The sequence below is a fragment of the Pseudomonas sp. TS_SC_3 genome, assembly GCF_056156225.1.
The window spans coordinates 1,561,837-1,587,743 of the sequence record NZ_CM149586.1 but is presented as its reverse complement, the minus strand read 5'-3'; the positions used below and the strand labels follow the sequence as shown (position 1 = coordinate 1,587,743).

At 60.3% G+C, this 25,907-nt stretch carries 22 protein-coding genes; 14 read left to right on the top strand and 8 right to left on the bottom strand.

Features of this window, described 5'->3' with window-relative positions; genetic code table 11:
* Nucleotides 1–56: 56 nt before the first annotated feature.
* The 8 genes from rnd (at nucleotide 57) to AC0J6G_RS07680 (ending at nucleotide 7,475) form a co-directional block, all read left to right on the top strand.
* Complete coding sequence (gene rnd / locus AC0J6G_RS07715; RefSeq protein WP_475252817.1) at nucleotides 57–1,190, top strand: ribonuclease D; 1,134 nt, start codon at nucleotides 57–59, stop codon at nucleotides 1,188–1,190.
* Nucleotides 1,187–1,480, top strand: a complete 294-nt coding sequence (locus tag AC0J6G_RS07710) for a YcgL domain-containing protein (RefSeq protein WP_475252815.1) — start codon at nucleotides 1,187–1,189, stop codon at nucleotides 1,478–1,480. Before rnd ends, AC0J6G_RS07710 begins: the two co-directional genes overlap by 4 nt.
* Nucleotides 1,481–1,509: 29 nt before the next feature.
* The gene (locus AC0J6G_RS07705) at nucleotides 1,510–2,442 is read left to right on the top strand and encodes a D-2-hydroxyacid dehydrogenase (RefSeq protein ID WP_475252813.1); all 933 of its coding nucleotides are present in this window, start codon (nucleotides 1,510–1,512) and stop codon (nucleotides 2,440–2,442) included.
* A gap of 85 nt (nucleotides 2,443–2,527) precedes the next feature.
* The gene (locus tag AC0J6G_RS07700) at nucleotides 2,528–2,977 is read left to right on the top strand and encodes a YcgN family cysteine cluster protein (protein WP_475252811.1); all 450 of its coding nucleotides are present in this window, start codon (nucleotides 2,528–2,530) and stop codon (nucleotides 2,975–2,977) included.
* A 64-nt stretch (nucleotides 2,978–3,041) separates the two neighbouring features.
* A complete protein-coding gene (locus AC0J6G_RS07695; protein WP_475252809.1) occupies nucleotides 3,042–4,268 on the top strand; it encodes a hypothetical protein in 1,227 nt (408 codons plus the stop codon).
* Nucleotides 4,269–4,286: 18 nt separating this feature from the next.
* Nucleotides 4,287–5,171 carry a LysR substrate-binding domain-containing protein gene (locus tag AC0J6G_RS07690; RefSeq protein WP_475252807.1) on the top strand — a complete coding sequence of 295 codons (885 nt, stop codon included), beginning with the start codon at nucleotides 4,287–4,289 and terminating at the stop codon, nucleotides 5,169–5,171.
* Nucleotides 5,172–5,271: 100 nt separating this feature from the next.
* Nucleotides 5,272–6,384 (top strand): agmatine deiminase, encoded by a 1,113-nt coding sequence (aguA, locus tag AC0J6G_RS07685; RefSeq protein WP_475252805.1) that lies wholly within the window; start codon nucleotides 5,272–5,274, stop codon nucleotides 6,382–6,384.
* Entirely contained in the window at nucleotides 6,384–7,475 is a 1,092-nt protein-coding gene (locus tag AC0J6G_RS07680) for an extracellular solute-binding protein (RefSeq protein WP_475252803.1), read from the top strand. The genes aguA and AC0J6G_RS07680 overlap by 1 nt, the downstream gene beginning before the upstream one ends.
* Nucleotides 7,476–7,490: 15 nt before the next feature.
* Here the strand turns inward: AC0J6G_RS07680 and AC0J6G_RS07675 are convergent, their stop codons facing one another.
* A complete protein-coding gene (locus AC0J6G_RS07675; protein WP_475252801.1) occupies nucleotides 7,491–7,961 on the bottom strand; it encodes an RNA methyltransferase in 471 nt (156 codons plus the stop codon).
* Nucleotides 7,962–8,135: 174 nt separating this feature from the next.
* On the bottom strand, nucleotides 8,136–8,507 hold the full coding sequence (locus tag AC0J6G_RS07670; RefSeq protein WP_475252799.1) for a YajD family HNH nuclease: 372 nt from the start codon (nucleotides 8,505–8,507) through the stop codon (nucleotides 8,136–8,138).
* A gap of 127 nt (nucleotides 8,508–8,634) precedes the next feature.
* Here AC0J6G_RS07670 and AC0J6G_RS07665 point away from each other — a divergent pair, with 127 nt between their 5' ends.
* Nucleotides 8,635–8,934 carry a hypothetical protein gene (locus AC0J6G_RS07665; protein WP_475252797.1) on the top strand — a complete coding sequence of 100 codons (300 nt, stop codon included), beginning with the start codon at nucleotides 8,635–8,637 and terminating at the stop codon, nucleotides 8,932–8,934.
* 36 nt (nucleotides 8,935–8,970) lie between these two features.
* Here AC0J6G_RS07665 and AC0J6G_RS07660 read toward each other — a convergent pair whose 3' ends face one another.
* Nucleotides 8,971–11,001, bottom strand: a complete 2,031-nt coding sequence (locus tag AC0J6G_RS07660; RefSeq protein WP_475252795.1) for a S9 family peptidase — start codon at nucleotides 10,999–11,001, stop codon at nucleotides 8,971–8,973.
* 353 nt (nucleotides 11,002–11,354) lie between these two features.
* Here AC0J6G_RS07660 and AC0J6G_RS07655 point away from each other — a divergent pair, with 353 nt between their 5' ends.
* From AC0J6G_RS07655 to AC0J6G_RS07645, 3 genes are all read left to right on the top strand, one after another.
* Complete coding sequence (locus AC0J6G_RS07655; RefSeq protein WP_475252793.1) at nucleotides 11,355–11,828, top strand: MFS transporter; 474 nt, start codon at nucleotides 11,355–11,357, stop codon at nucleotides 11,826–11,828.
* Nucleotides 11,829–12,024: 196 nt separating this feature from the next.
* Entirely contained in the window at nucleotides 12,025–12,801 is a 777-nt protein-coding gene (locus AC0J6G_RS07650; RefSeq protein WP_475252791.1) for a class II glutamine amidotransferase, read from the top strand.
* A 14-nt stretch (nucleotides 12,802–12,815) separates the two neighbouring features.
* Nucleotides 12,816–13,340 (top strand): DUF2937 family protein, encoded by a 525-nt coding sequence (locus tag AC0J6G_RS07645; RefSeq protein ID WP_475252789.1) that lies wholly within the window; start codon nucleotides 12,816–12,818, stop codon nucleotides 13,338–13,340.
* A 108-nt stretch (nucleotides 13,341–13,448) separates the two neighbouring features.
* Here AC0J6G_RS07645 and AC0J6G_RS07640 read toward each other — a convergent pair whose 3' ends face one another.
* The 3 genes from AC0J6G_RS07640 to AC0J6G_RS07630 all read right to left on the bottom strand — a co-directional run bounded on the left by AC0J6G_RS07640 (nucleotide 13,449) and on the right by AC0J6G_RS07630 (nucleotide 16,927).
* Nucleotides 13,449–14,627 carry a vWA domain-containing protein gene (locus tag AC0J6G_RS07640; RefSeq protein WP_475252787.1) on the bottom strand — a complete coding sequence of 393 codons (1,179 nt, stop codon included), beginning with the start codon at nucleotides 14,625–14,627 and terminating at the stop codon, nucleotides 13,449–13,451.
* A 250-nt stretch (nucleotides 14,628–14,877) separates the two neighbouring features.
* Nucleotides 14,878–15,723 carry an AAA family ATPase gene (locus AC0J6G_RS07635; protein ID WP_475252785.1) on the bottom strand — a complete coding sequence of 282 codons (846 nt, stop codon included), beginning with the start codon at nucleotides 15,721–15,723 and terminating at the stop codon, nucleotides 14,878–14,880.
* A 139-nt stretch (nucleotides 15,724–15,862) separates the two neighbouring features.
* Nucleotides 15,863–16,927, bottom strand: coding sequence for a DUF748 domain-containing protein (locus tag AC0J6G_RS07630; protein WP_475252783.1), 1,065 nt, complete (start codon nucleotides 16,925–16,927; stop codon nucleotides 15,863–15,865).
* Nucleotides 16,928–17,048: 121 nt separating this feature from the next.
* On the opposite strand from AC0J6G_RS07630, the gene cysK reads away from it, so the two are divergent.
* Nucleotides 17,049–18,023, top strand: a complete 975-nt coding sequence (gene cysK, locus AC0J6G_RS07625; RefSeq protein WP_475252781.1) for a cysteine synthase A — start codon at nucleotides 17,049–17,051, stop codon at nucleotides 18,021–18,023.
* 270 nt (nucleotides 18,024–18,293) lie between these two features.
* On the opposite strand, the gene AC0J6G_RS07620 is transcribed toward cysK, so the two are convergent.
* Nucleotides 18,294–19,619 (bottom strand): leucine-rich repeat-containing protein kinase family protein, encoded by a 1,326-nt coding sequence (locus tag AC0J6G_RS07620; RefSeq protein WP_475252779.1) that lies wholly within the window; start codon nucleotides 19,617–19,619, stop codon nucleotides 18,294–18,296.
* A gap of 103 nt (nucleotides 19,620–19,722) precedes the next feature.
* Entirely contained in the window at nucleotides 19,723–23,439 is a 3,717-nt protein-coding gene (gene metH / locus AC0J6G_RS07615; RefSeq protein ID WP_475252777.1) for a methionine synthase, read from the bottom strand.
* 167 nt (nucleotides 23,440–23,606) lie between these two features.
* Here metH and AC0J6G_RS07610 point away from each other — a divergent pair, with 167 nt between their 5' ends.
* Nucleotides 23,607–25,886, top strand: coding sequence for a fatty acid cis/trans isomerase (locus AC0J6G_RS07610; RefSeq protein ID WP_475252775.1), 2,280 nt, complete (start codon nucleotides 23,607–23,609; stop codon nucleotides 25,884–25,886).
* The last annotated feature ends 21 nt before the right edge of the window (nucleotides 25,887–25,907 follow it).

The following is a 25,907-nucleotide window of genomic DNA, read 5'->3' as shown; positions in this document are numbered from 1 at the left end:
GACCGGCCATGTGGCCTGGCGTATATACTGCGCGCCATTAATGAAGGGAGAGCCGTGTGGCGATTGATATTCAGTGGGTTGGGGACGATGCCAGCCTGGCGCAACATTGTGCAACCTGGCGCACGCTGCCGTTTGTGGCGGTCGATACCGAGTTTATGCGGGTTGACACCTTTTACCCGATTGCCGGCCTGCTGCAGGTCAGCGAAGGCGAGCGGGCGTACCTGATTGATCCGCTGTTGATCAGTGACTGGCGCCCTTTTGCTGAATTGCTGCAAGACCCTGCCGTGGTCAAGGTGCTGCACGCCTGTAGCGAGGACCTGGAAGTCTTCCTACGCCTGACCGGCAGCCTGCCCACGCCGCTGTTTGATACCCAATTGGCTGCTGGCTACCTCAACCTCGGTTTCTCCATGGGCTACTCGCGGTTAGTTCAGGCCGTGCTGAATATCGAGCTGCCCAAGGGCGAGACCCGCTCTGACTGGCTGCAGCGGCCGCTGTCAGCCACTCAAGTCAGCTATGCCGCCGAAGACGTGCTGCACCTCGCCGAGGTGTATGCGCAGCTCAAGGCGCAGCTGTCTGCCGAGAAATACGCCTGGGTGCTGGAAGACGGTGCCGAGCTCGTCGCCAACCTCACCCGCGAAGTCGACCCGACGCTGGCTTACCGCGACGCCAAACTGGCCTGGAAACTCAACCGGCAACAGCTGGCGGTGCTGCAAGCGCTGTGCACCTGGCGTGAAGAGCAGGCGCGCAAACGCAACCAGCCGCGTAACCGGATTATCCGTGAGCATTCGTTGTGGCCCTTGGCACGCACCCAGCCGGATAATCTGGTGGCCTTGGCGCGGATCGAGGACATGCACCCCAAAACCGTGCGTCAGGACGGCGAGTTTCTTTTGCAGCTGATCAAGCAAGCCGCCGCCACCCCGGCCGAACATTGGCCCGAGGCGTTGCCCGAGCCCTTGCCGCTGGAAGCTGCCGCGTTGCTGAAAAAGCTGCGCGCCATTGGCCAGCGTGAAGGTGAGCGCCTGAACATCGCCCCCGAGCTGATGCTGCGCAAGAAAACCCTCGAAGCCCTGCTGAAAACTGGCTACCCGCATGGGCCATACCAGCTGCCGGAGTCGCTGCGCGGCTGGCGGCGTGAATTGATGGGCCAGGCACTGCTTGATTGCCTGGCTGCAAACGGAGATTCCGCGTGAAACGCATCTGTTCGATCTACAAGAGCCCGCGCAAAAGCGGCATGTATCTTTACGTGCTGCGCAGCGAAGCCCTCAAGCGCGTGCCGGAAAACCTCCTAGCCGCCTTTGGCCCGCCGGCCTTGGCCTTCGAAATGGTGCTGACACCGCAACGCACCCTGGCCCAGGAAGACATCCACAAAGTGCTGGCCAACCTCGACGAGCAGGGCTACCACCTGCAGATGCCACCACCAGAAGATGAGTACATCGAGCACTTGCCCGATGAGTTGCTGCGCCGTAACGACCCGATGTAACCCGAATGCCTGCCGCAGCGAATGCTCCCATGCGTGTGTTGATTGCCGAAGCCGAACACGGGCTGTATGCCGAGTTGCTGCGCCAGCAGGCACCTGAGCTTGAGCTGTGCGGCAGCAATCAGCCCGACGCGTTAGCGCAATCCGCCGCGAGTTGTCCGTTATGGCTGGGGCAGCCGGACCTGCTTGCGCCCCTATTGCGCCGGGGGCTGCAGCCGCAGTGGCTGCAATCGACCTGGGCAGGTATCACGCCGCTGCTGGCAACGGGCCTGCCGAGTCACTACGCGCTAAGCCGTGCCGTCGGCATCTTTGGCCAGGTGATGGCTGAGTATGTGCTGTGCCATATGTTGGCCCATGAGCGGCAGTTGCTGGCGCGGTTGGCCGCGCAGGCCGAACGCCGCTGGGACAATCGCCAGCCGCGCAGCCTGGCTGGGCGCACGGTTCTGATCATCGGCACGGGCGATATTGGCTTGAGCGTGGCGCAGTTTCTGGCGCCGTTTGCCATTCAGCTACTGGGCATTGCCAGCCGCTCGCGCAGCCTGTCGCCGTTTCGTCAGGTGGCGGGGCTTGATGCGCTACCACGCCTGGTGGGCGAGGCGGATTACCTGATCAACCTGCTGCCCGATACCCCCGCCACGCGTGATATCTATGACGCCGCGTTGTTCGCCGCATGCAAGCCCAGCGCGTTGTTTATCAATGCCGGGCGCGGTGGTGCGGTGGTTGATCAGGCGCTGGTCAGTGCGCTGCAACAAGGGCAGCTGGCCGGCGCGGTGATTGATGTCTGCCGTGAGGAGCCATTGCCCGTCGACCACCCATTTTGGGGTGCGCCGCGTCTGCTGCTGACTGGGCATAGCGCCGCCCCGACGAACCCGCGCCTGCTGGTGCAGCTGTTTGTCGATAACCTGGCGCGCTGGCGTGCAGGTGAGCCATTACGCGGGCGGGTGGATTTCGCGCGTGGTTACTGAATACAGCTATTAGCTATGCCGCTCTTGGCCGCCGCTAGCCCAGCGGCTAGACTGCCGGCCTTTCCACCCCGCACGTACCCTCGCCATGGCCGCCAAAGTCGAACCCTTCTGGAAACGCAAAACCCTCGCACAACTGGATCAGGACGAGTGGGAATCGCTGTGCGATGGCTGCGGTCTGTGCTGCCTGCAAAAGCTTGAGGATGAGGACGATGGCAGCGTGTATTACACGCGCATCGCCTGCAAACTGCTCGACCTGAATACCTGCCGCTGCACTGACTACAGCAACCGCCGCCAATTCGTTGCTGATTGCATCCAGCTCACTCCGGCTCAGGCCGATCAGTTTCAGTGGTTACCACCGACCTGTGCCTACCGTTTGGTCAGTGAAGGTAAGGATTTGCTGCTCTGGCATCACCTGGTGTGCGGTGACACTGAGCAGGTGCACAAACAAAAAATATCCCAGGCTGGGCGTATGCTCAGTGAAAACAGCGTGGCCGAAGAGGATTGGGAAGACCATATGATCTTCCGTTCCGGCTGAACCGCGTTTGCGTAACGTTGCCTAAACGCCTCTGTGCCAATGATCAGCTTTGTGGAGCTCTGCCATGTTGATTCGCCGTCTGTTGCTGTCCGCTGTTTTGCTGAGCCTGAGCACGCCGCTATGGGCGAAGAAAGTCGACCTGGATTACCACGTGCGCTTTCTGCCAGACACTGAGCAGGCCGAGGTCAGCCTGACCTTGGAAGACGGCGCGCAGGTCATCAGTCTGGCCTTCAACCTTGGCGAGCAGGGTGCCTACAGCGATTTCAAGGCCGATGGCCAGTGGACGCAAAACAGCCCTGAGCTGGGGACCTGGCAGCCGGGCAAAGGCAAGTCGACCCTGAGCTACCGTGTGCGCATCAACAATGAGCGCAGTCCGGGTCGGTTTGATGCGCGGATCACCCCGGACTGGGCGTTGCTGCGCGGCGACGATCTGGTGCCGGCGGTCAAGCTGCGCCAGGAAGATAAAACCGTGCTGGTCTCGCGCCTGCATTTCGACCTGCCCAAGGGCTGGAAGAGCGTCGAAACCGGCTGGCCGCGCATCGGCAAGAACAAATTCCGCATCGACAACCCGCAACGCAAGTTCGATCGTCCGACTGGCTGGATGGTGGCCGGCAAGGTCGGTACGCGCCGCGCCAAGCTAGGCGAAACTGATGTAGCCATTGCCGCACCAGTGGGTGAGGGCATGCGCCGCATGGATGTGATGACCCTGCTGACCTTTATCTGGCCGCATGCCCAGGAAGTGTTTCCGCGCGACCCCGCCAAGCTGCTGATCGTTGGCGCCGGCGACCCAATGTGGCGCGGTGGCTTATCGGCGGCCAATTCCTACTACATGCACACGGACCGTCCGCTGGTCAGCGAAAACGGCACCAGTTCCCTGGTGCACGAATTGGTGCATGTGTTCAGCCGGATCACGGCGCGTGATCGCAGCGACTGGATCACCGAAGGCATCGCCGAGTACTACGCCATCGAGTTGATGCGTCGCGCCGGTGGCCTCAGCGAGGAGCGTTACCAGAAAATCCGTGAGCAGCTGATCACCTGGAGCAAACCGGTAAAAAGCCTGCGTACGGACAATTCCAGCGGCGCCGTCACCGCCCGCGCCGTGCTCTTGTTGCAAGAGTTGGATCGGGAAATCCGCCAAGCCACCAAAGGCACCACCCAGCCGCGCTCGCTGGATGACGTGACCCGTGGCCTGATGCGCCTGGACAAGGCCACCACCCAAGACTTTATCAAGATCAGCGAAAACGTCATGGGCGGAGCCTCTGATGTGCTGGATAACAAGCTGCTGCGTTAAGCCTAAGGCCGAACCCGCATGCGCCGCCTACCGTCTCTCACCGCCTTGCGCACCTTTGAGTGCGCTGCTCGGCACGCCCACTTTGGTCGGGCGGCGGTCGAGTTGTGCGTGACCGACAGCGCCGTCAGCCATCAAATTCGCCAACTGGAAGATCAACTCGGCACCGTGTTGTTTACACGCGAGGGCCGACAGGTTGTACCAACGTCCGCCGCACGGCGTTTGCTGCAGCGTTTGCAGCAGGCGTTTGAGTTGATCGGCGAGGCGTGTGACGAGCTGCGTGATCCCGGTTCCCAGGCGGTGCTGCGCATCGCGGTCACGCCTGAGCTGGCGCAAAAGTGGCTGGTCAGTCGTCTGGCCGACTTCAGCGACCGCTATCCATACATCACTTTGCATCTACACGAGCAGCCGCTGGACGCCAGCCTGCCGAGTCCGGATATCGACCTGGCCATCACTTACGGCACAGGGCCCGAGGATGCCAGCGCTTACTTTGTGCGGCCGTTGCCGACCTTGCAATTCTTCCCGGTGTGCAGCCCCAGCCTGTTTAACCAGGGCGGCCTCAAACACCCGCGTGATCTGGCCCGGCACGGCCTGCTGCATGACGATCAGGACGGTAAAACCTGGACCGCCTGGCTGACCACCCACGCCGGTGACATTCAGCCGGCGCGTCATCTGTATCTCGGCCATGCCGGTTTGGCGCTTGAGGCCGCCGCGCAAGGGCAGGGCGTGGCCATGGGCGACAACCTCACGGCGGCTGAAGACCTGGCCAGTGGCCGCTTGATGCGGCCCTTCAATGCCAGTGTGGCGGCGCTTGGGCAATACGCACTGGTCTGTGAACGCATCCGCCTGGAAAAACCCGCAGTGGCTGATTTCTTAGATTGGCTGAGTGATCACTTGGCTGAGTGATGAATTAAATTCAGCTATCCCGCAATTTTCGTCGTTGGAATCCGTGCCGGGGCGCCGCGTACTGTGTGGTCATCTTCCTCACAGGCGCAGGGTGTATACGATGGCACGTTCACTGACTTCTCTCCCAAAAACAGACGGCTTCCGTTTGCCCGGCGAATTCGAACCCAAGGCCGGTTGCTGGCTGGGCTGGCCCGAGCGCACCGACGTTTGGCGCAACGGTGCCAAGCCGGCGCAGAAGGTTTGGGTCGATATCGTCACGGCCATTGCCAGCAGTGAGCCGGTCACCGTTTGCGCGTCGGCCAGCCAGTACACCAACGCCCGCCGCCAGTTGCCGGCCCATGTGCGCGTGGTGGAAATGACCTGCAACGACACCTGGTTCCGTGACAGTGGCCCGGCCTTTTTGGTCAATGACGACAGCGGCGAAGTGCGCGGTGTGGACTTCGAATTCAACGCCTATGGCGGCCTCGACGGCGGCTTGTACTACCCGTGGGACAAGGACGACCAGATCGCGCAGAAGATTCTCGAGATCGAGGGCTACGACCGCTACCGCGCGCCCTTTATTGCCGAAATGGGCGGTATCCAGACCGATGGCCAGCGCACCCTGCTGACCACCGAGCAGTGCCTGCTCAACCGCAACCGCAACGCCCACCTAGGCAAGGATGAGATGACTCGCCGGCTGAGCGACTACCTGGGTGCCGAGCAGGTGATCTGGCTGCCGCGCGGTTGCAAGTTTGATGAAACCGACGGCCATATCGACGATTTGGCCTGCTTCGTCCGCCCCGGCGTGGTGGTGATGCAGTGGACAGATGACCGTAACGATCCACAGTGGGAAATCTACCAGGAGGCCTACGACATCCTGCGCAGCACCCGCGACGCCCAAGGCCGCGCGCTTGAAGTACACAAACTGCCACAGCCGCGTGTACTGGAATGGACGGCGGAAGAAGCCGAGGGCCTCGATCAAGATGAATCGACCCACACCCGTCAGGCCGGGACGCAGATCTGCGCGTCTTACATCAATTATTACGCCGGCAACTCGGCCATCGTCGTGCCGCTGTTCAACGACCCGTGTGACCGTATTGCCCAAGCCACGCTGGCCGAGTTGTTCCCCAAACACCGCATCCTCGGCATCGACAATTCGCGGGAGATTCTCCTTGGCGGCGGCAATGTCGCCTGCATCACCATGCCGCAATACGCCGCGCCTAGGGGGCTCTGATGAAACTCCATGCCAGTCTGTTGGCCCTGGGTTTGGCCGCCAGCGTTCAGGCGCTGGCGGCCGAAGCGCCGAAGCAGGTCAATTTATTTATCTGGGGCGAGTACCTGGCCCCGGACACCCTCAGCAGCTTCGAGCAGAAGACCGGTATCAAGGTAGTGGCCGACCACTTCGACTCGCTGGAAACGGTGGAAACCAAATTGCTTACCGGGCGCAGCGGCTATGACCTGGTGCTCACCGCTGGGCAGCATCTGCAGCGGGCGATTAAAAGTGGCGCATTGCAGCCGCTGGACAAGGCCGCGTTACCGCACTTCGCTGGGTTGGACCGCGAGTTCACCGGGCACATGGCCGCGTTCGACCCTGACAACCGCTACGCAGGCTTGTACGTCTGGGGCACCACGGGGTTTGGTTATCAGCAGCAGGCCATTGCCAAGCGCATGGCCGATGCGCCCACCGACAGCTGGGCCATGCTGCTTGACCCGGCGGTGGTGGCGAAGTTTGCCGACTGCGGCGTGAGTTTTCTCAATGACCCCAATGAAGTGTTCGCGGCCACCTTCCGTTACCTGGGCCTGGATATCAACAAGCAAAGCCTGGATGACCTGAAGCGAGCCGAAGCCCATCTGGCCAAGGTGCGCCCGTCAATCCGCTACTTCGACAACGACCGCAATATCTCCGACCTGGCCAACGGCGATACCTGCCTGGCCATGTCGTGGAACGGCAACGTGTCGATGGCGGCCGGTCAGGCTGTGCAGGCGGGCAAGTCTTACAACCTGCACTACAGCATTCCGCGCGAAGGCACGTTGATCTGGTTTGATGCGTTGGTGATTCCCAAGGACGCACCGCACCCCGAGGCCGCGTTGGCACTGATGGATCATCTGATGACGCCTGAGGTGATCGGTGCGATCACTAACAGCATCTACTACGCCAATGCAGTGCCGGCGGCCAATACCACGGTTGATCCAGCCATCCTCGCCGACCCTGGCACCTATCCACCGGCCGTTGTGCGTGCCCAGCTGTACACCAAGAACGACAATGCCAAGGCTTTCAATCGCGCATTGACCCGCGCTTTCAGTCGGCTCAAATCGGGGTTGTAGCGGCTGGGTTATGACTTACTTGAGACCCAGGCCGGACTTGGTGTTCAAGCCCTTGGCCATGCGGTCGTAGAGCACGACGTTAACGGTGGCGGCGAGGTTCATGCAGCCCTGGGTGGGGATGTAGATCACGTCCTCACACCAGTCGAGCACTTCCTGGCTTAGCGAGCCGTCTTCGGGGCCGAAGATGTAGATGGCGCGGTCGGGGTGGGTGTATTGCGGCAGGGGCCGCGCGCCTTCAACCAGTTCCACGGCGACCGGGGTGCATCCCAGGGGGATGATCTGTTTCAGGTCTTCCACGCCGATCAGCGGAATGTCCATGTAGATGCGCTGGGTGTCGGTAATAAAGTCGCGGGCGCGGGCATAACGCTTGCCGCTGTAAAACACCGAAGCGGCGCTGTAGCAGCCTGCTGCGCGCATCACCGCGCCGACGTTTTCCGGAGATTTGGGGTTGAACAGGCCGATGCAGGCGTATCTCTTATTGGCCACGGTGGCACTCACACAGAATTTTCGAAGGGTTTTTTGCAGCCGCGCCAAGGGGGGCGGGCGACAAAAAAGACGCGAGTATACCTGTATGGCAGCGGCCTGATTTTTTGTAGGAGCCCGCTTGCAGGCGATGCGACTGACGCTTAGAGCGTCAGCCAGCGGGCTCAGGGCATTGCGCTACTGCTTTTTCAGCCGTGCAGCCAGGTCAGCGAAGGGGTTGTGGGTGGCCTGGGCGGTTTTCGGTGTGCTAAGCGAGCCTTCGCTGAAGTACTGCTGGTCGGTGTAGCGTGAGTGTTCGTTGTCATGGCAGAACAGGCACAGCAACTCCCAGTTGGAGCCGTCCTGCGGGTTGTTGTCATGGTTGTGGTCACGGTGGTGCACGGTCAGCTCGCTCAAGCGCTTGCCGGAGAATTCACGGGCGCAGCGGCCGCACACGTGCGGGTACATTTTGAGTGCCTTGTCGCGGTAGCCTTCTTCGCGAGAACGCTGATTGTCAGCGAGGATGCGATCAAGCTTGCTGGTGGCGGAAGGGGTTTTATTGATGCTCATCAGGAATCTCGTGCAATAGGGCTTATGCCATCAGTCTAGCCTTGCCAGCGGTCAGAGAGAACTGCCAACCGGGCACTTAACGGCATTGCCGTGGCCCAATCAGTTAACTGTTATTGGAGCTATCAGCATGCCTCGGATTATTTTGCTTTGCGCTTTATGCGTTCTGGCTAGCACCACGGTATTGGCCCAGCAGCCGGTTGGTAACAGCCGGCCGCCCCCCGCTACGGGCGCTCCCGGTACGGCCACGCCGCAACCTTATGCGCCGGTTGCACCGCAACATTTGCCTAGCGCGCCGGCTTACAGTGCGCCATTGCTCAAGCACGCGCCGTTGCCGGAGCGCTCTCAGCCCCGAGCGGATCAAGATGTGCCGTTACTGCGTGAACAACGCGAGCGCAATGCGCAGCCGCCGAAGAAATTGTCCGAGTAACGGCTAACTTCGTCGGCGACCGGCAGCTGCTGGAATTTAGGTCAGCCCCAGCACTTTGAGGATAAAGGCGTACTCCAAGGCCACATCCTTAAGCGCTTGGTAGCGACCACTCATACCGCCGTGGCCGGCGTCCAGCTCGGTTTTCAGCAGCAGCAGGTTGTTATCTGTCTTGTGGGCACGCAGCTTGGCCACCCATTTGGCGGCTTCCCAATACTGCACGCGGCTGTCGTTGTAGCCGGCCACCGCGAGAATCGCCGGGTAAGCCTGGGCCTGCACGTTCTCGTAAGGCGCGTAGCCTTTGATCCGCTCGAAGACCTCGGGCTGATTGGGGTCGCCCCATTCGTCGTATTCAGTGACGGTCAGCGGCAAGTCGGGGTTTTGCATGGTGTTGAGCACATCGACAAACGGCACTTCGGCAATGGCCGCGGCAAACAGCTCGGGACGTTGGTTGAGCACTGCGCCCATCAGCAAGCCACCTGCACTGCCGCCGCTAATGGCCAGCTGTGCCGGGCTGGTGTAACCCTGTGCGATCAGGTGTTCGGCGCAGGCGATAAAGTCGCTGAACGAATTGTGCTTGTGTTCCAACTTACCAGCGCGATACCAGGCCTCGCCCAGTTCACCGCCGCCACGTACGTGGGCGATGGCGAAGATAAAGCCGCGCTCCAGCAATGACAGGCGTGCGTGAGAGAACCAGGGGTCGAGGCTTTCGCCGTAAGCGCCGTAGCCATAAAGGTAGAGCGGGGCGCAGGTGCCGAGCACTTCGCGTTTGCCTACCAGGCTGATCGGCACCTGGCTGCCATCTGCGGCCGTCGCCCAGAGGCGCTGGCTGACATAATCGTCGGCATCGAAGGGGCCGAGTACCGGGGTTTGCTTGAGTACAACCTGCTCACCAGAGGCCAGATCGAGTTGACGCACCTGTGCCGGGCGGTTGAGCGCTTCATAGCGCAGACGAATAACGGGGCTGTCGAATTCCAGGCTGTCTTGCACATACAGGCTGTAAGCGGCGTCCGGTAGCTGCACGCGGTAGGCCGCTTGCCCCTGCGGTTGTACTTCGATAATCGGCAGGCCGCCTTCACGCAGGCTAAGCACCAGCGCTTGCTGATTAAGGCTAAAGCCGTCCAGCATTACATCGGGGTCATGGGCGCGCAGCAATTGCCAATGGTCGCGACTGGGTGCTGCTTCGCTGGCACTGAACAGGGCGAAATTGATGCCGTGTTGGTTGCTGCGGATCAACCAGCGCCACTCGCCATTCAGCGTGCCGTGGTCGACGTCATATTCGTGGCCTTCTTCGCGTGGCGCCACGCAGCTGAACGCGGCGTGCGGGGTAGCAGCATCCAGCACCCAGGCTTCGCTGGTGGTTTTGCTGCCCAGTTGCAGGATCAACTGGCGCTCGGAGCTGCTGCGGTAGCAGCTGAGAAAGAAGCGCCCATCCGGCTCGTGGAACACCAGTTCAGCTGCATCGGTGCCGAGGCGGTGGCGATACAGCTTGTGTGGCCGGTGGGTGTCATCCAGTTCGCCGAAAAACAGCGTCTGGCTGTCATTGGCCCAGGTCATGCTGCCATCGCACTCCTCAAACGGCAGTTCGATCAGGCAGTCGTCGGCCAGCTCTTTGACAAACAGCTGATAGGTTTCCTCGCCGCTGGTGTCCAGGCTATAGGCCAGGCGCTGATGGTCTGGGCTGATGCTAAAGGCGCCGAGCGAGATAAACCCACCATCGGCCAGGGCATTGGGGTCGAGCAGCAGCTGTTCGCTGGCCTCATCGACAGTCAGCGAGCCATCGGCAGGTTTGCGGCAGCGGTAATGCCGTGGGTATTCGTCACCCGCTGTGGTGCGTTGGTAATACAGATAAGGGCCCCAGGGCGACGGTAGGCTGAGGTCGGTTTCGCGGATGCGCCCCTTGATCTCCTGAAACAATGTTTCGCGCAGCTCCAGTTGCTCGCTGAGTTGCTGTTCCAGGTAGGCATTTTCCGCCTTGAGGTAATCCAGCACATCAGCGCTGTCGCGGTTTTCCAGCCAGCGATACGGGTCGGCAACGTTGTCTGCGCAGGCGATGGGGGCGTGTTGCATGGGGGTAACTCCGTTAGATGACGACCAACAGCGGGGGCGCCGAAGAACCTGTGCAAAACCTGCTGCGCGTCGGCCATGCTGCGTTAAAAACAAGCTCGGCAAGCGGCTTGTAGTTAACGCGCTTTAGCGCGGCCCGAAGGGCGAGCGAAGTGAGTACTGCTCATTTACACCTTGTAAACTCCGCGTCCTCGCCAGTTTTTGCCTTGCATGCCTCTAGCTCACGAGCTTTTGAACAGGTTCAAAGCAGGCAAAAGCCGTTATCATAAACGCCCCTTCGTCTGTCGGTTGCTGAAATCTGTGCGCTATGTGTTTGCCCAGCCGACCGCTTTTCAATACCAGAGACTTTGCGTGTTATGACTGAAAACGACTACCTGCTTGCCTGGGGCGCCTACGCAGTGGCAGCGCTTGGCTGTCTGTTGGTGTGGTTTCGTCTAACCAGTTGGATGTGGCGCTACCTGCGTGAGCCGTTGCGTGTGCTGGTTGTGGTGCTGCTGTTCACCCCGACGATTGTCGATCCCGGTAAAGAGCAGTTCGCCCCGGCGATCGCTATCACCGCCATGGACCTGCTGCTGGATGTGGGCAATAACGTCTGGCGCGCAGTGGCCGATCTGAGCATGTACGCGTTGATCGCGTTTGCTGTGTACCTGCTGTTTGTGGCCATCCGCTGGCCCGTGGAGCGCTGGTTGCAGGCGCGCAAAGGCCCTGCACCGATTGCCGATGATGAGCCAACCTTGCGCGAGATGATGGCGCGCGACCCTGAGGATGTTGACGACACGCGCTACGATGCCCGTGGCGATCGCCGTTTACGGGTTGAGCCACGCTTGTAAGTGGCACCGCTAAGCCAGCTCGGCAGCAGACCCGCCTGAGCGCTGTGATTTCGCCGGCGTTATCTGTATTTCGTCCCTGTCGCATCGCTGCCATGCCATTGCCGTGGTTCGCTGCAGCGCGTTTTATCATTGCGGCGTAAGCGCCCGGAGGCCAGATTGCAGCGAGAAGTGGAATACCTGCGCGGAGCGTTACGCCATGTGTGAATTGCTGGGCATGAGCGCCAATGTGCCGACCGATATTGTCTTCAGCTTTACCGGCCTGATGCAACGCGGCGGGCGCACGGGCCCGCACCGCGATGGCTGGGGCATTGGTTTTTATGAAGGGCGCGGCCTGCGCCTGTTTCAGGACCCGCGCGCCAGCAGCGAGTCAGAGGTGGCGCAGCTGGTGCAGCGCTACCCGATCAAAAGCGAAGTGGTGATTGGCCATATCCGCCAGGCCAATGTCGGCCGCGTCTGCCTGGCCAATACCCATCCCTTTGTGCGTGAGATGTGGGGGCGCAACTGGTGCTTTGCGCACAACGGTCAGCTCGCTGACTTTGCTCCGGTCCCAGGTTTCTATCGGCCGGTTGGCGATACCGATAGTGAGGCTGCCTTCTGTGATCTGCTCAATCGCCTGCGTCAGGCGTTTCCCGAGCCGGTGGCGGTGGAGGCGTTATTGCCCACTTTGGTCAGTGCCTGCGTTGGCTATCGGCAGCACGGCGTATTCAACGGCCTGCTTAGTGATGGTGACTGGCTGTTCAGTTTTTGCAGCAGCAAGCTGGCGCATATCACCCGGCGCGCGCCGTTTGGCCCGGCGCATTTAAAAGATGCCGATATGCAGGTGGATTTCCAGGCGGAAACCACGCCCAATGATGTAGTCACGGTATTGGCGACCGAGCCTTTGACCGATAACGAGAGCTGGACGCTGTACCAGCCGGGCGAGTGGCGTTTGTGGCGGGGCGGTGAATGTGTGGCGCAGGGCCTAACGGACTGAATGGGGGGCGGGACATGTTTAGAAGCTATCTGCGGTTGGCCTTGTTTGCCCTAGGGTTGTTGGTTGGGGTGCAGGTGCCGGGGTTTATCGACGACTACAGCAAGCGCGTCGAAGCCCATCGCATCGAATCGGAGTTGGGGCTTAAGGGCTTTCGTGAAACGGCCAGGCGCTTTTTCAAAGACGATCTGGTGGCGTTGGTTGGCCATTACCAGGCCAGCGCCGACCCGGTAATGCGCAGCGATGCGCAGAGTCTGGGCACGCTGGTTGAGCGCTCGGCATTCCTCGAACGTGAATCCAAGGCCATGCAAGGCCCCTGGTACGGCCAGGTTTGGCATCTGGCGACCGCTGCAGACCATGAGCTGATGGCTGAAACCTTCGCCGCCTATCGTTACCAAGTGCTGCTGGCGCCCGAGGCCATCGCCTGGGGCATTGCCTGCGCGATGTTACTGGCCTGGCTGTTGGAAAGCCTGGCGCTGCTGGTCGGCATGTTGTTGGGTGCGGGCCGCAGCCAGAAGGTGCAGCAGCGGCACTGGCGATAGGCTGGGCGGCTAGGTCCGCTTCGGTTGCTCGCGGTACTGAGTGCATTGCGGCGCAAGCGCTACCGGCTGTAGCCAACATAACAATGGGCCCTGCAGGGCCCGTTGGTTTTACTTGGAGAGAAACTTCATCCCGTCTTCCAGGCCCTGCAGCGTCAGCGGGTACATCTGGTCTTCCAGCAGCTCACGCATAAGGTTGGTCGAGGCGGTGTAGCTCCAAGTGTCCTTGGGGTAGGGGTTGATCCAGATGAGCTTTTTGTACTTCTCCATAAAGCGCTTGATCCAGACGTAACCCGGCTCCTCATTCCAGTGCTCGACGCTGCCGCCGGCCTGGGTAATTTCGTAAGGGGCCATGGCCGCATCACCGACGAACACCACTTTGTAGTCTGCGCCGTACTTGTGCAGCAGGTCTTGCGTGGAGAAACGCTCAGACGTGCGGCGCAGGTTGTTCTTCCACACCGATTCGTACACACAGTTATGGAAGTAGAAATACTCCATATGCTTGAACTCGGTCTTGCAGGCGCTGAACAGCTCTTCGCAGACCTTGACGTGAGCGTCCATCGAGCCGCCGATGTCGAACAGGATCAGCAATTTCACCGCGTTACGCCGTTCCGGGCGCATCTGGATATTCAGCAGGCCGCCGTCTTTGGCGGTGTGGTCGATGGTGCCGCCCAGATCCAGCTCGTCTTCAGCGCCCTGGCGAGCGAACTTGCGTAGGCGGCGAAGGGCCACTTTGATATTGCGCGTGCCCAGCTCAACCTGATCGTCGAGGTTCTTGTACTCGCGCTGGTCCCAGACCTTAACCGCCTTACCCTGACGCTTACCGGCGTCACCCACGCGGATGCCTTCCGGGTTAAAGCCACCGGAGCCGAACGGGCTGGTGCCACCGGTGCCGATCCACTTATTGCCGCCTTCGTGGCGTTCTTTTTGCTCTTCGAGGCGCTTCTTGAATTCCTCGATCAGCTTGTCCAGGCCGCCGAGGGATTCGATCTTGGCGCGTTCCTCATCGGTCAGCGAACGTTCGAACTCCTTGCGCAGCCATTCATCGGGGATCAACGCCTCGATGTGCTGATTAAGGTTTTCCAGGCCCTTGAAGTAGGCCCCGAACGCGCGGTCAAATTTGTCGAAGTGACGTTCGTCCTTGACCAGAATGGTGCGCGCGAGAAAGTAAAACTCGTCCATGTCGGCGAACACCACGTTGTGCTTCAACGCGTTGATCAGGTCGAGCAGCTCGCGCACCGATACCGGCACCTTGGCGGCGCGCATTTCGTTAAACAGGTTGAGCAGCATGGCTGCATCCTCGTGAGTTCATTGGTTCTAGGGGCCAACCGTGGTGTGGGTCGGCTCCTTAGTCACTCGGTGCAAGGGCTCGCGAGCTAGAGCCAGGCAAGGCGGAATCAGGTGAGGAAGCGGAGTTTACGTCTGTAAGCATTACTCGCTTCGCTCGCCCCTTCGGGGCCGCCCTTTGGGCGCTCAGTGGCAAAGCACTGTCCGAACCGGATTCCAACGCAGCATGGCCGACGCGCAGCAGCCCGACAATTTAACGACTGGCGCGGCGGCTCATAAACGCCAAGCGCTCCAGCAGCTGCACATCCTGCTCGTTCTTAACCAGGGCACCGGCCAATGGCGGGATGGCTTTGGTCGGGTCGCGCTCGCGCAGCACTGCTTCGCCGATATGGTCGGCCATTAGCAATTTCAGCCAGTCCACCAGCTCGCTGGTGGAGGGCTTCTTCTTCAGGCCCGGCACTTTGCGCACGTCGAAGAATACGTCCAGCGCTTCAGCTACCAGGTCTTTCTTGATGTTGGGGTAGTGCACATCGACGATCTTCTGCAGGGTCGCGCGATCCGGGAAGGCGATGTAGTGGAAGAAGCAGCGGCGCAGGAAGGCGTCCGGCAGTTCTTTTTCGTTGTTAGAAGTGATGATGATGATCGGGCGTTTAGTCGCCTTGATGGTCTCGTCAGTCTCGTAAACGTAGAACTCCATCTTGTCGAGTTCTTGCAGCAGGTCGTTGGGGAACTCGATGTCGGCCTTGTCGATTTCATCGATCAGCAGGATGACTCGATCTTCCGACTCAAAGGCTTCCCACAGCTTGCCCTTCTTGATGTAGTTGCGCACATCGTGGACTTTGTCCGAATCCAGCTGCGAATCGCGCAGGCGGCTGACCGCGTCGTACTCGTACAGGCCTTGGTGGGCCTTGGTGGTGGATTTGATGTGCCAGGTGATCAGGCGCGCGCCAAAGGACTCGGCCAGCTGCTCGGCCAGCATAGTCTTACCGGTGCCCGGCTCGCCCTTGACCAGCAACGGACGCTCCAGGGTGATGGCGGCATTGACCGCGAGCTTGAGGTCGTCGGTGGCGACGTAGGACTGGGTGCCTTCGAACTTCATCGGTAAATCCTCGAACGGTAATGCGCAGGGCTTTACCTGCGGGTTCAGTATTTGAAAAACAAACTATAACGCGCAGCCCCGGTGACTGTGAACGTAGACGGGCCATTCAGTCACTGAATGGCGAGTCACTTGTTTGTTGTCACGGTTGCTGGCTGTCAAATCGGCTGTCGAAGGCGCGCACGAAGGCGTTGCGCAGGATGGCCTTGAAGGCCTGCCAGCGGCTGACGTCATAGGCGTTGAGGTCGCCGTCGATGTTGATGCGGGTGGCAAACTGGTCCTTGCGTTGGTTTTTCAGCAGCCAGCTGCCGCCACCGACTAGGGCCTCCCACGCGCCGGTAAGCAGGTTTTTGTACTTGGCTGCGACATCTTGCTGCCAGTCGAAGACTTCCATGTTGCGCAGCAGCGGTTTGGCGTAGCCCTTGATTTTGCCTTGGTGGGCATCCAGCTCCATGACGAAGTCGCCCTGGCCGGCGGCAAAGTCAAAATCGGCATACGCGCGGGTAAAGCTGTTGAGCTGCTTGAGCTGGATATCGGTGATACGCAGGCGCAGGTCGAAGTCATTCAATTTGCCGAGTGGGTCGAAGTTGGCACTGGCTTGCACAGGGGCTTGTTCGAATACCTTGGCGGTGGCTTTGAGGCTGGCAGGGCGAGAGTTATCCGCGACGCTGACGTTACTCAGGTTAAGCAGGTGGCCATTGATCTCGCTGGCCTGCAGGTCTACCGGCGGCTTGGCGGTGAAGTTGCGAAAGGCCAGGGTGCCATCGATTACACGGATTTCATTGATGTGAATTGGCAGCAAGCCCCTGAGTTGCGTGCGCCAGTCAACGCCTTCACCAGTTTGCGAGTTGGCCGCGTTACCGCCGTCGACAAAGGTCAGCTGCGGCCGTTCAAAGGCAACTTCGGCGACCACCGTGCGGGTTTCCCACAACGCTCGCCAGCTGATGGCCAGGTCGATGGCGGGCGCTTCAAGCAGCGGCACCGGCACTTTGCCATTGACTTTGACGATGCTCAGGCCGTTGATCCGGTAGGCTCCGCGCCACAGCGCCAGATCAATGTCACTGATCTGCCCGCGGTAATCGCCCATATGGGCCAGCCGGTCGTTCAGGTAATCGCGCAGCAGCCAGGGCAGGGCGATATACAGGGCTATCAAGCCGATGCTCAGACCGAGCAGGGCGCATAGGGAAATTCGGTAGCGATTGTTCATATACAACTGACTAGTCCAGCGGCGATAGGTTTCCAAGCATGCTCTGTGCAGGCTGGACTGCTGCCCGAACGCACCTTAGGCTTGGCAGCTTACTCGGCAACGCATGAACAAGGACATCGCCATGAGCCGCATCTACGCAGACAACGCGCAATCCATTGGCAACACACCGTTGGTGATGATCAACCGGCTGGGGCCCAAGGGCGTCACCATTCTGGCCAAGATTGAAGGGCGTAACCCGGCCTATTCGGTGAAGTGCCGCATTGGCGCCAGCATGGTCTGGGATGCCGAGGAGCGCGGCGTGCTTAAACCCGGCATGACCATTGTTGAGCCAACCTCGGGCAACACCGGCATCGGCCTGGCCTTCGTTGCCGCCGCGCGCGGTTATAAGTTGCTGCTGACCATGCCTGCTTCCATGAGCCTAGAGCGGCGCAAGGTGCTCAAGGCGCTGGGCGCCGAGCTGGTGTTGACTGAGCCAGCCAAGGGCATGAAGGGCGCTATCGACAAGGCGGCGGAAATTGCCGCTTCCGACAGCGCCACCTACTTTATGCCGCAGCAATTTAACAACCCGGCTAACCCGTCCATCCACGAAAAGACCACTGGACCGGAGATCTGGAACGACACCGAAGGCTCGATTGATGTGTTGGTCTCGGGCGTTGGCACCGGCGGCACCATCACCGGTATTTCGCGCTATATCAAACAGACCCAGGGCAAGCCGATCCTGTCGGTTGCGGTAGAGCCGATCAGCTCGCCGGTTATCACCCAGACCCTCGCCGGTGATGAAGTCAAACCCAGCCCACACAAGATTCAGGGTATTGGTGCGGGTTTTGTGCCCGGCAACCTGGATTTGAGCATGGTGGACCGGGTTGAACAGGTCAGTGATGACGACGCCAAAGCGGTTGCCCTGCGCCTGATGCGTGAAGAAGGCATCCTCTGCGGCATCTCCTGCGGCGCAGCGATGGCTGCCGCCCTGCGTATTGCTGTCGAGCCTGAGATGCAAGGCAAAACCATCGTCGTGATCCTGCCGGATTCCGGCGAACGCTACCTGTCGAGCATGCTCTTCAGCGACATGTTCACCGATCAGGAATTGCAGCAGTAAAGGTCTGCACCCACAAAAGACCGCCAAATTCTGGCGGTTTTTTGTGGGCGGTTAGTGAGTAGGTAATTCACAAGCCAGCGCTGCAGATTGATTAGGCCTATAAACGGTGTAGATGGTTGTTCGGCAGAAGTTCTTACGCATCTTGTGTCACGAAGCAATTAGCTCGGACAACCATCGTAATGGTGGATGGATAAAGCGTCATCCACCCTACGCGCGGCATCCGTAGGGTGGACAACGCGAAGCTTGTCCACCGGTATGTCAAAGCCTCAATTACCAACCTGCGCAGGCTTGCAGGCACGCTTGAATCTCGGCAAAAAACGGACGTTCGGCAGGTTGAGGGTGGTTGCAGCGCGTATGCAGGTGCCACAAGCGGGTTTGCTCAGTGGGCTGGTCGTCTTTGTTGCAGCGCGCTAACAACTCCTCCAGCAGGCAGGCAAACGCCTTAGCCTCAAGCTGTTGCAGGGCGATCCCGCTGCTGCTCTGTGGGTCAAAAAACGACGCTGCGCCGAAGTCGCCCAGGAGGGTGTGCCCGGCTGGGTTGACCAGCAGGTTATGGGCATACAAATCGCCGTGGAGGATGCCGCGTTGATGCAGGTGAACGACGGCCGCCGCTGTGTCGCGCAAAATGCGTAAGGCTTCTGCCACGCTGAAACGACGCGGCTCGGCATAGCAGTCGCGCGTGCAGCTGGCGAGTGAGGGCGGCCCGGCCAGCGCTTGGAAAGTCGGTGCAATACGCGCCAGTAGCAGGCCGGGGGGAGCGTCCTGCTGCGGTTCAAGTGGGCCGGCAACGCTGATCAGGTTGCTGTGCTCACCGGCGGCTATACAGGCGGCCATCTCACTGTGGGCAAGGCCGTCGCTGGTGACATCACCTTTGAACAGTTTGACCGCCATGGCCTGCGCGGGCTGGTTGGGCTGCTGCCAGGTCGCACAGCGGATGATCCCCGAGGCACCCTGGCCGAGTACTTCACCCAGCTCAAGGGTGTCGCGCGCGATTGTTGGCAGTGGATGCTGCTGGAGAGTTGCAGCTTCGCTGGCGTCACTGAATGGATTGCCGGCAAAGGCCAGCCAGCACAAAGAGGGTAATTGCGTGAGCCATACCGGCAGATGGTCGAGCAGGTTAGCTGCAATGCGCAGCAACTCCAAGCGCTGCAGCTTGGCCAGGCTTGCGGGCAGTGCGCGCAGCTGGTTGCCCGCCAGCATCAGTTTTTGTAAGTAGGTGCAGTCACCTAACTCAGGTGGTAGCTGCTGCAGTTGATTGTCGGTCAGGATCAGCCAGCGCAACGCGGGCGGCAGTGCCGCAGCGGGCAGGTGCTGAATGCGGTTGCTCTTGAAGCCGATCATTTCGAGTTGCGTGCAGCGGCCCAATACCTCAGGTACTGAGGTGAATAGGTTGTCTGAGCAAAACACAATGCGCAGTTTATGCAGGCGCGCTAAGTCAGTAGGGAGTGCGCTGAGGCGATTGCCTGAGAGGTTAAGCACTTCGAGGCTGTCGGCCAGAGAGAAAATTTCCTCTGGGAAGTCGTGCAGATCGCAGCAAAGGTCTAGCCGAGTAATACCGGTCAGTTCTCCGCTGCGAAGTTGTTCAAGGCTGTGCATAGGAAGGGGCTCGCGCACCGAGGCAAGGCCCAGCAGTGGTTGGCTGAGAAAGGCCTTATCACAACGACGGAGGGCTCAGCTACAAGCCCTCCGCTGCCGTGTGTTAGTTGTCGTAGCCGAGGTTGGGAGCCAACCAACGCTCGCTGACATTGAGGTCCTGCTTTTTCCGGGCGGTGTAGCTTTCCACCTGATCCTTGTCGATTTTGCCGACGGCAAAGTATTGCGCTTGCGGGTGGGCGAAGTACCAGCCAGATACAGCCGCTGCCGGGAACATCGCGTAGTGCTCGGTGAGGAACACGCCGCTGTCGCCGGCTTTGTTGAACTCGGCCGCTGGGTCGAGCAGTGTGAACAGGGTCTTCTTCTCGGTGTGATCCGGGCAGGCCGGGTAGCCGGGAGCGGGGCGGATGCCTTTGTAGGCTTCCTTGATCAGCTCATCATTGCTCAACTGCTCGTCCGGCTCATAGCCCCAATAGGTGGTGCGTACTTCTTTATGCAGCCACTCGGCGCAGGCTTCGGCCAGGCGGTCGGCGAGGGCTTTGACCATGATCGAGTTGTAGTCGTCGCCAGCGTCCTGATAGGCCTTGGCCACTTCTTCTGCACCGATGCCAGCGGTGGTGATAAAGCCGCCGACATAGTCGGTGACGCCGCTGTCTTTCGGCGCAACAAAGTCAGCCAGCGAGCAGTTCGGCTTGCCGTCCGGCTTGATGGTTTGCTGGCGCAGGTGGTGCAGCCTGGCGATGGGCTGGCCGTCGCTGCCATAGACTTCCAGGTCGTCATCTTGCACCTGGTTGGCGGGCCAGAAACCGAATACTGCACGGGCGCTGATGAGTTTTTCGTCGATCAGTTTTTTCAGCATGGCCTGGGCATCGGCGTACAAGGCCGTTGCCGCTTCGCCGACCACTTCATCGGTGAGGATGCGCGGGAATTTGCCGGCCAAATCCCAGGAGATAAAGAACGGCGTCCAGTCGATGAACTCGGCCAGGGTCGCTAGGTCGATGTTGTCCAGCACCTTGGCACCGGTAAAGCTCGGCACACTGGGCTGGTAGCTGGCCCAGTCGAATTGCGGCTTGTTCTCGACCGATTTGGCGTAGCTCAAGCGTTCGGTGCGGGCGCTGCGGTTGGCGGTGCGCTCGCGCACTTCAATGTAGTCGAGGCGGGTGCGCTCAACGAAGTCCGCTTTCAGCTCTTTGGACAGCAACTGGGTGGCCACGCCGACCGCGCGCGAGGCGTCGGTGACGTAAACCACGGCATCGTTCTGGTACTTGGGCTCAATCTTCACCGCGGTGTGGGCCTTGGAGGTGGTCGCGCCGCCGATCATCAACGGCAGATGGAAGCCCTGGCGCTGCATTTCACGGGCAACATGCACCATCTCGTCCAACGACGGGGTGATCAGGCCGGACAGGCCGATGATGTCGCACTTCTCGTCCTTGGCCACCTGCAGGATTCTCTCGGCAGGCACCATAACGCCCAAGTCAACGATGTCGTAACCGTTACAGCCGAGCACCACGCCAACGATGTTTTTGCCGATGTCGTGCACATCGCCCTTGACCGTGGCCATGAGGATTTTGCCTTTGGCTTCCGGCTTGTCGCCCTTTTCGGCTTCGATAAAGGGGATCAGGTGCGCCACCGCTTGTTTCATCACGCGGGCGGATTTCACCACCTGCGGCAGGAACATTTTGCCCGCGCCGAACAGGTCGCCGACCACGTTCATGCCGGCCATCAGCGGGCCTTCGATCACTTCGATGGGGCGCGCGCACTGCTGGCGGAATTCTTCGGTGTCTTCGACGATGTGCGTGGTCACGCCTTTGACCAGCGCGTGCTTGAGACGCTCTTCAACGCTCAGGTTGCGCCACTCTTCGGTCTCGGCTTCTTTAACGCTGCCATCGCCTTTGTACTTGTCGGCAATAGCCAGCAGCGCTTCGGTCGCGCCGTCGTTGCGATTGAGCACCACGTCTTCCACGGCGTCGCGCAGCTCTTTAGGAATCTCATCGTAGATTTCCAATTGGCCGGCGTTGACGATGCCCATGGTCAGGCCGTTCTGGATCGCGTAGTACAAGAAAACCGAGTGAATGGCTTCACGCACCGGGTTGTTGCCACGGAAGGAGAACGACACGTTGGATACACCGCCCGAACTCAGGGCGTGGGGCAGGTGGTCGCGGATGAAGGCGCAGGCCTCGATAAAATCGACCGCGTAGTTGTTGTGCTCCTCAATGCCGGTGGCCACGGCGAAGATGTTCGGGTCGAAGATGATGTCTTCCGGCGGGAAGCCCACTTCGTTGACCAGAATGTCGTAGCTGCGCTGGCAGATTTCACGTTTGCGCGCAGCGGTGTCGGCCTGGCCGAGTTCGTCGAAGGCCATCACCACCACGGCTGCGCCGTAGCGCTTGCACAGGCGGGCGTGGTGCTTGAACTGCTCGACGCCTTCCTTCATGGAGATCGAGTTGACGATGCCCTTGCCCTGGATGCACTTCAGACCCGCTTCAATCACCTCCCACTTGGAGGAGTCGATCATGATCGGCACGCGGGAAATGTCCGGCTCACCGGCAATCAGATTCAAGAAGGTGACCATGGCCTTCTGCGAATCCAACATGCCCTCGTCCATGTTGATGTCGATGATCTGTGCGCCGGCTTCCACCTGCTGCAGAGCGACTTCCAGGGCTTCGGTGTAGTTGTCCTCACGGATCAGCCGGGCGAACTTGGCCGAACCGGTGATGTTGGTGCGCTCGCCGACGTTGATAAACAGCGAGTTGCGGTCGATGGTGAAGGGCTCCAGGCCCGACAGGCGGCAGGCCTTGGGAATATCCGGAATGGCGCGCGGCGGGTATTTGCTCACCGCTTCGGCAATCGCCTGGATATGCGCGGGCGTGGTGCCGCAGCAGCCGCCGACGATGTTCAAAAAGCCCGAGGCGGCAAATTCTTCGACCACCACAGCCATTTCCGCCGGGGTTTCGTCGTATTCACCGAAGGCATTCGGCAGGCCGGCATTGGGGTGCGCGGACACAAAGGTTTCAGCCTTAGCCGCTAACTCTTCCAAATACGGGCGCAGGTCTTTAGCACCCAAAGCGCAGTTCAACCCCACGGAGATCGGCTTGGCGTGGCGCACTGAGTTCCAGAAGGCTTCGGTGGTTTGCCCAGACAGGGTGCGGCCGGAGGCGTCGGTGATGGTGCCGGAAATCATGATCGGCAATTCGACACCGTCATCCTCGAACACCTGCTGCACGGCGAAGATTGCCGCTTTGGCGTTCAGGGTATCGAAGATGGTTTCGATGAGGATCATGTCCGCACCGCCTTCGATCAGGCCGCGGGTTGCCTCGGTGTAGTTGTCCACCAGCTCGTCGAAGGTGACGTTGCGATAGCCAGGGTTGTTGACGTCCGGGGAGAGCGAACAGGTGCGGCTGGTAGGGCCTAAAACGCCAGCGACAAAGCGCGGGCGATCCGGGGTTTCCAGGGTCTTGGCATCGGCCACGCTGCGGGCCAGGCGCGCGCCTTCAACGTTGAGCTCATACACTAGGCTTTCCATGCCGTAGTCGGCCTGGGACACCTGGGTGGCGTTGAAGGTGTTGGTTTCGAGGATGTCTGCGCCGGCATCCAGGTAGGCCTTTTCAATCGCGCCGATCACGTCCGGGCGGCTGAGGATCAGCAGGTCGTTGTTGCCTTTGACATCCTGCGGCCAATCAGCGAAGCGCGTGCCACGGTAGTCTTCTTCCTCCAGTTTGTAGCCCTGGATCATGGTGCCCATACCGCCATCGAGGATCAGGATGCGTTCCTTGAGGGCTTGCTGAAGTGCATTAAGGCGGGCGCTGCGATCGGACAGAGACATGGGGAGTACTACCTGAGACGCGTGAAAAAAGATGCGCGATGATAGCAAAGCTGCATGCTTTTGCAGTGCTCTGTGCTTTTACATGAATCTCGCTCATGTTCGCGGGTTGGCCTTGCTGGGCTGAGGCCAGCTAGAATCGGCACTTAAGCCTTTTTAGAGACACTTCCATGCTCGCGCGCATACTGCTTAGTACGTGTTTGTTGTTCATCGGCGCAGTACACGCGGCCCAACCCATCTCGTACAGCCGCGACATCCAGCCGATTTTTACCGCGCACTGTGTGGCCTGCCACGCCTGTTACGACGCGGCGTGTCAGCTCAACCTGGGCAGTGGTAAAGGCGTACAGCGCGGCGCCAGCAAGGCCACGGTTTACGCCGGAACTCGCACCCAGGCGCAGGCCACCAGCCGTTTGTTTATCGATGCCCATGGCGCCACGGCCTGGCAGCGCAAAGGCTTTTTCTCGGTGCTCGACCAACAGGGCAGCCAGGCTGCTTTGCTGGGGCGCATGCTCGAGTTGGGTCACCAGCAGCCGTTTGCCGCCAACAGCAAGCTGCCGGCTGAACTGAAGATCGACATCACCCGGGTTAACCAGTGCCCGCAGCCGCAAGAGTTCGACGCGTTTGCCCGCAATAATCCACAAGCCGGCATGCCGTTCGCGGTGACCGGCTTGAGTGAGGCCGACTACCAAACGTTGCAGGCGTGGATCGAGCAGGGCGCGCCGGTCGATCAGCAGACGCTGCAGGCCAGCGCGGCCGAAGCCCAGCAGATCGCCACCTGGGAAGCCTTTATGAACGCCCCCGGTGCCCGCGAGGCGCTGGTTTCACGCTGGCTATATGAACATCTGTTTCTCGCCCATCTGCACTTTGCTGGCGGCGAGCCTGGGCATTTCTTCCAGATGGTGCGTTCGCGCACGCCCAGTGGCAAACCGGTGGACATCATTGCCACACGCCTGCCCAACGAGGATCCCGGCAATACCTTCTATTACCGCCTAATCCCGGTGCAGGGCGTGATCGTACACAAGACCCACATCACCTATGAGCTGAGCGCGGCGAAGTTGGCGCGGGTCAAACAGCTGTTCTTCGCCACGGATTGGCAGGTGGATGCGCTGCCCGGTTACAGCCCGCTGCGCCGCGCTAACCCGTTTGAGACCTTTGCCGCGATTCCGGCGCAGGCGCGTTACCAATTTATGTTGGATAACGCCGAATACTTTGTACGCACCTTTATTCGTGGCCCGGTGTGCCGTGGGCAGATCGCTACGGATGTGATTCGCGATAACTTCTGGGCGGTGTTCCAAGACCCGCAACACGACCTCTACCTGACCGACCCTGAGTACCGCGAGCAGGCGAAAGACTTGCTGGCAATCCCTGGGCAGCTCGACAGCATTGGTGATTTGCTCGGGTTGTGGCACACCTACCGCGACAAACGCAACGCGTACGAAGCGCTGCGCACACAGCGTTATGCTGAAGCGCCGGCGCCGAGTTGGTCGCACATTTGGGCGGGTAACGACAATGCGCTGCTGTCGATCTTCCGCCAGCATGACAGTGCATCCGTGCGCAAAGGGCTGATTGGCGAGGTACCGCAAACCCTTTGGTGGCTGGATTTCCCGTTACTGGAACGCACCTACTACCAACTGGTGGTGAATTTCGATGTGTTCGGCAACGTGTCCCATCAGGCGCAAACGCGGTTGTACTTTGACTTGATCCGCAACGGTGCCGAGGTCAACTTCCTGCGGTTAATGCCCGCAGACTCGCGCCAGGGCTATCTCAGTGACTGGTACCAAAGCAGCGGCAAGCTGAAAGTCTGGCTCGACTATCAGCCCATCGATAGCAAAACCCCGAGTGCCTTGCGATTGGCCGGGTCTGACCCCAAGCGCAGCTTTGCCCAGGCCTTGCTCGAACGCTACGGCAGCTTGAATGCGCGGCCTGACCCGATCAACCGCTGCAGCGGCGCACATTGCCACCGCCCTGGTATCGACGCTGAACTGCAGCGTGCTGAACAGTCTCTGAGCCGCCTGACTGCCAAGCCAGCCGGTGCCTTCAAGGTGATTAACCAGCTGCCGGAGGCGACCTTGCTGCGCGTGGAAATGGCCGATGGCCAGCGCGAGGTGTACAGCTTGCTGCGTAACCGCGCGCACAGCAACGTGGCCTTTATGATCGGTGAACAACTGCGTTACCAGCCGGCGCTGGATACCCTGACGGTGTATCCGGGCGTACTCAGCAGCTACCCGAACTTTATCTTCAATGTTCAGGTGGAGCAGGTGGCCGAGTTTGTTGCGGCACTGGAGCAGGCGCGTGATGCACCGCGCTTTGAGCGGGTGGTTGAGCGCTGGGGGATTCGCCGCACGCATCCCGCGTTCTGGCGCTATTTTCACGACATGAGCGCATATACCCAACAAACCGAGCCGCTGGAAGCGGGCGTGCTGGATATGAACCGTTACGAGAATTTGTAACAGCGAGGAGGGCCGCGCACT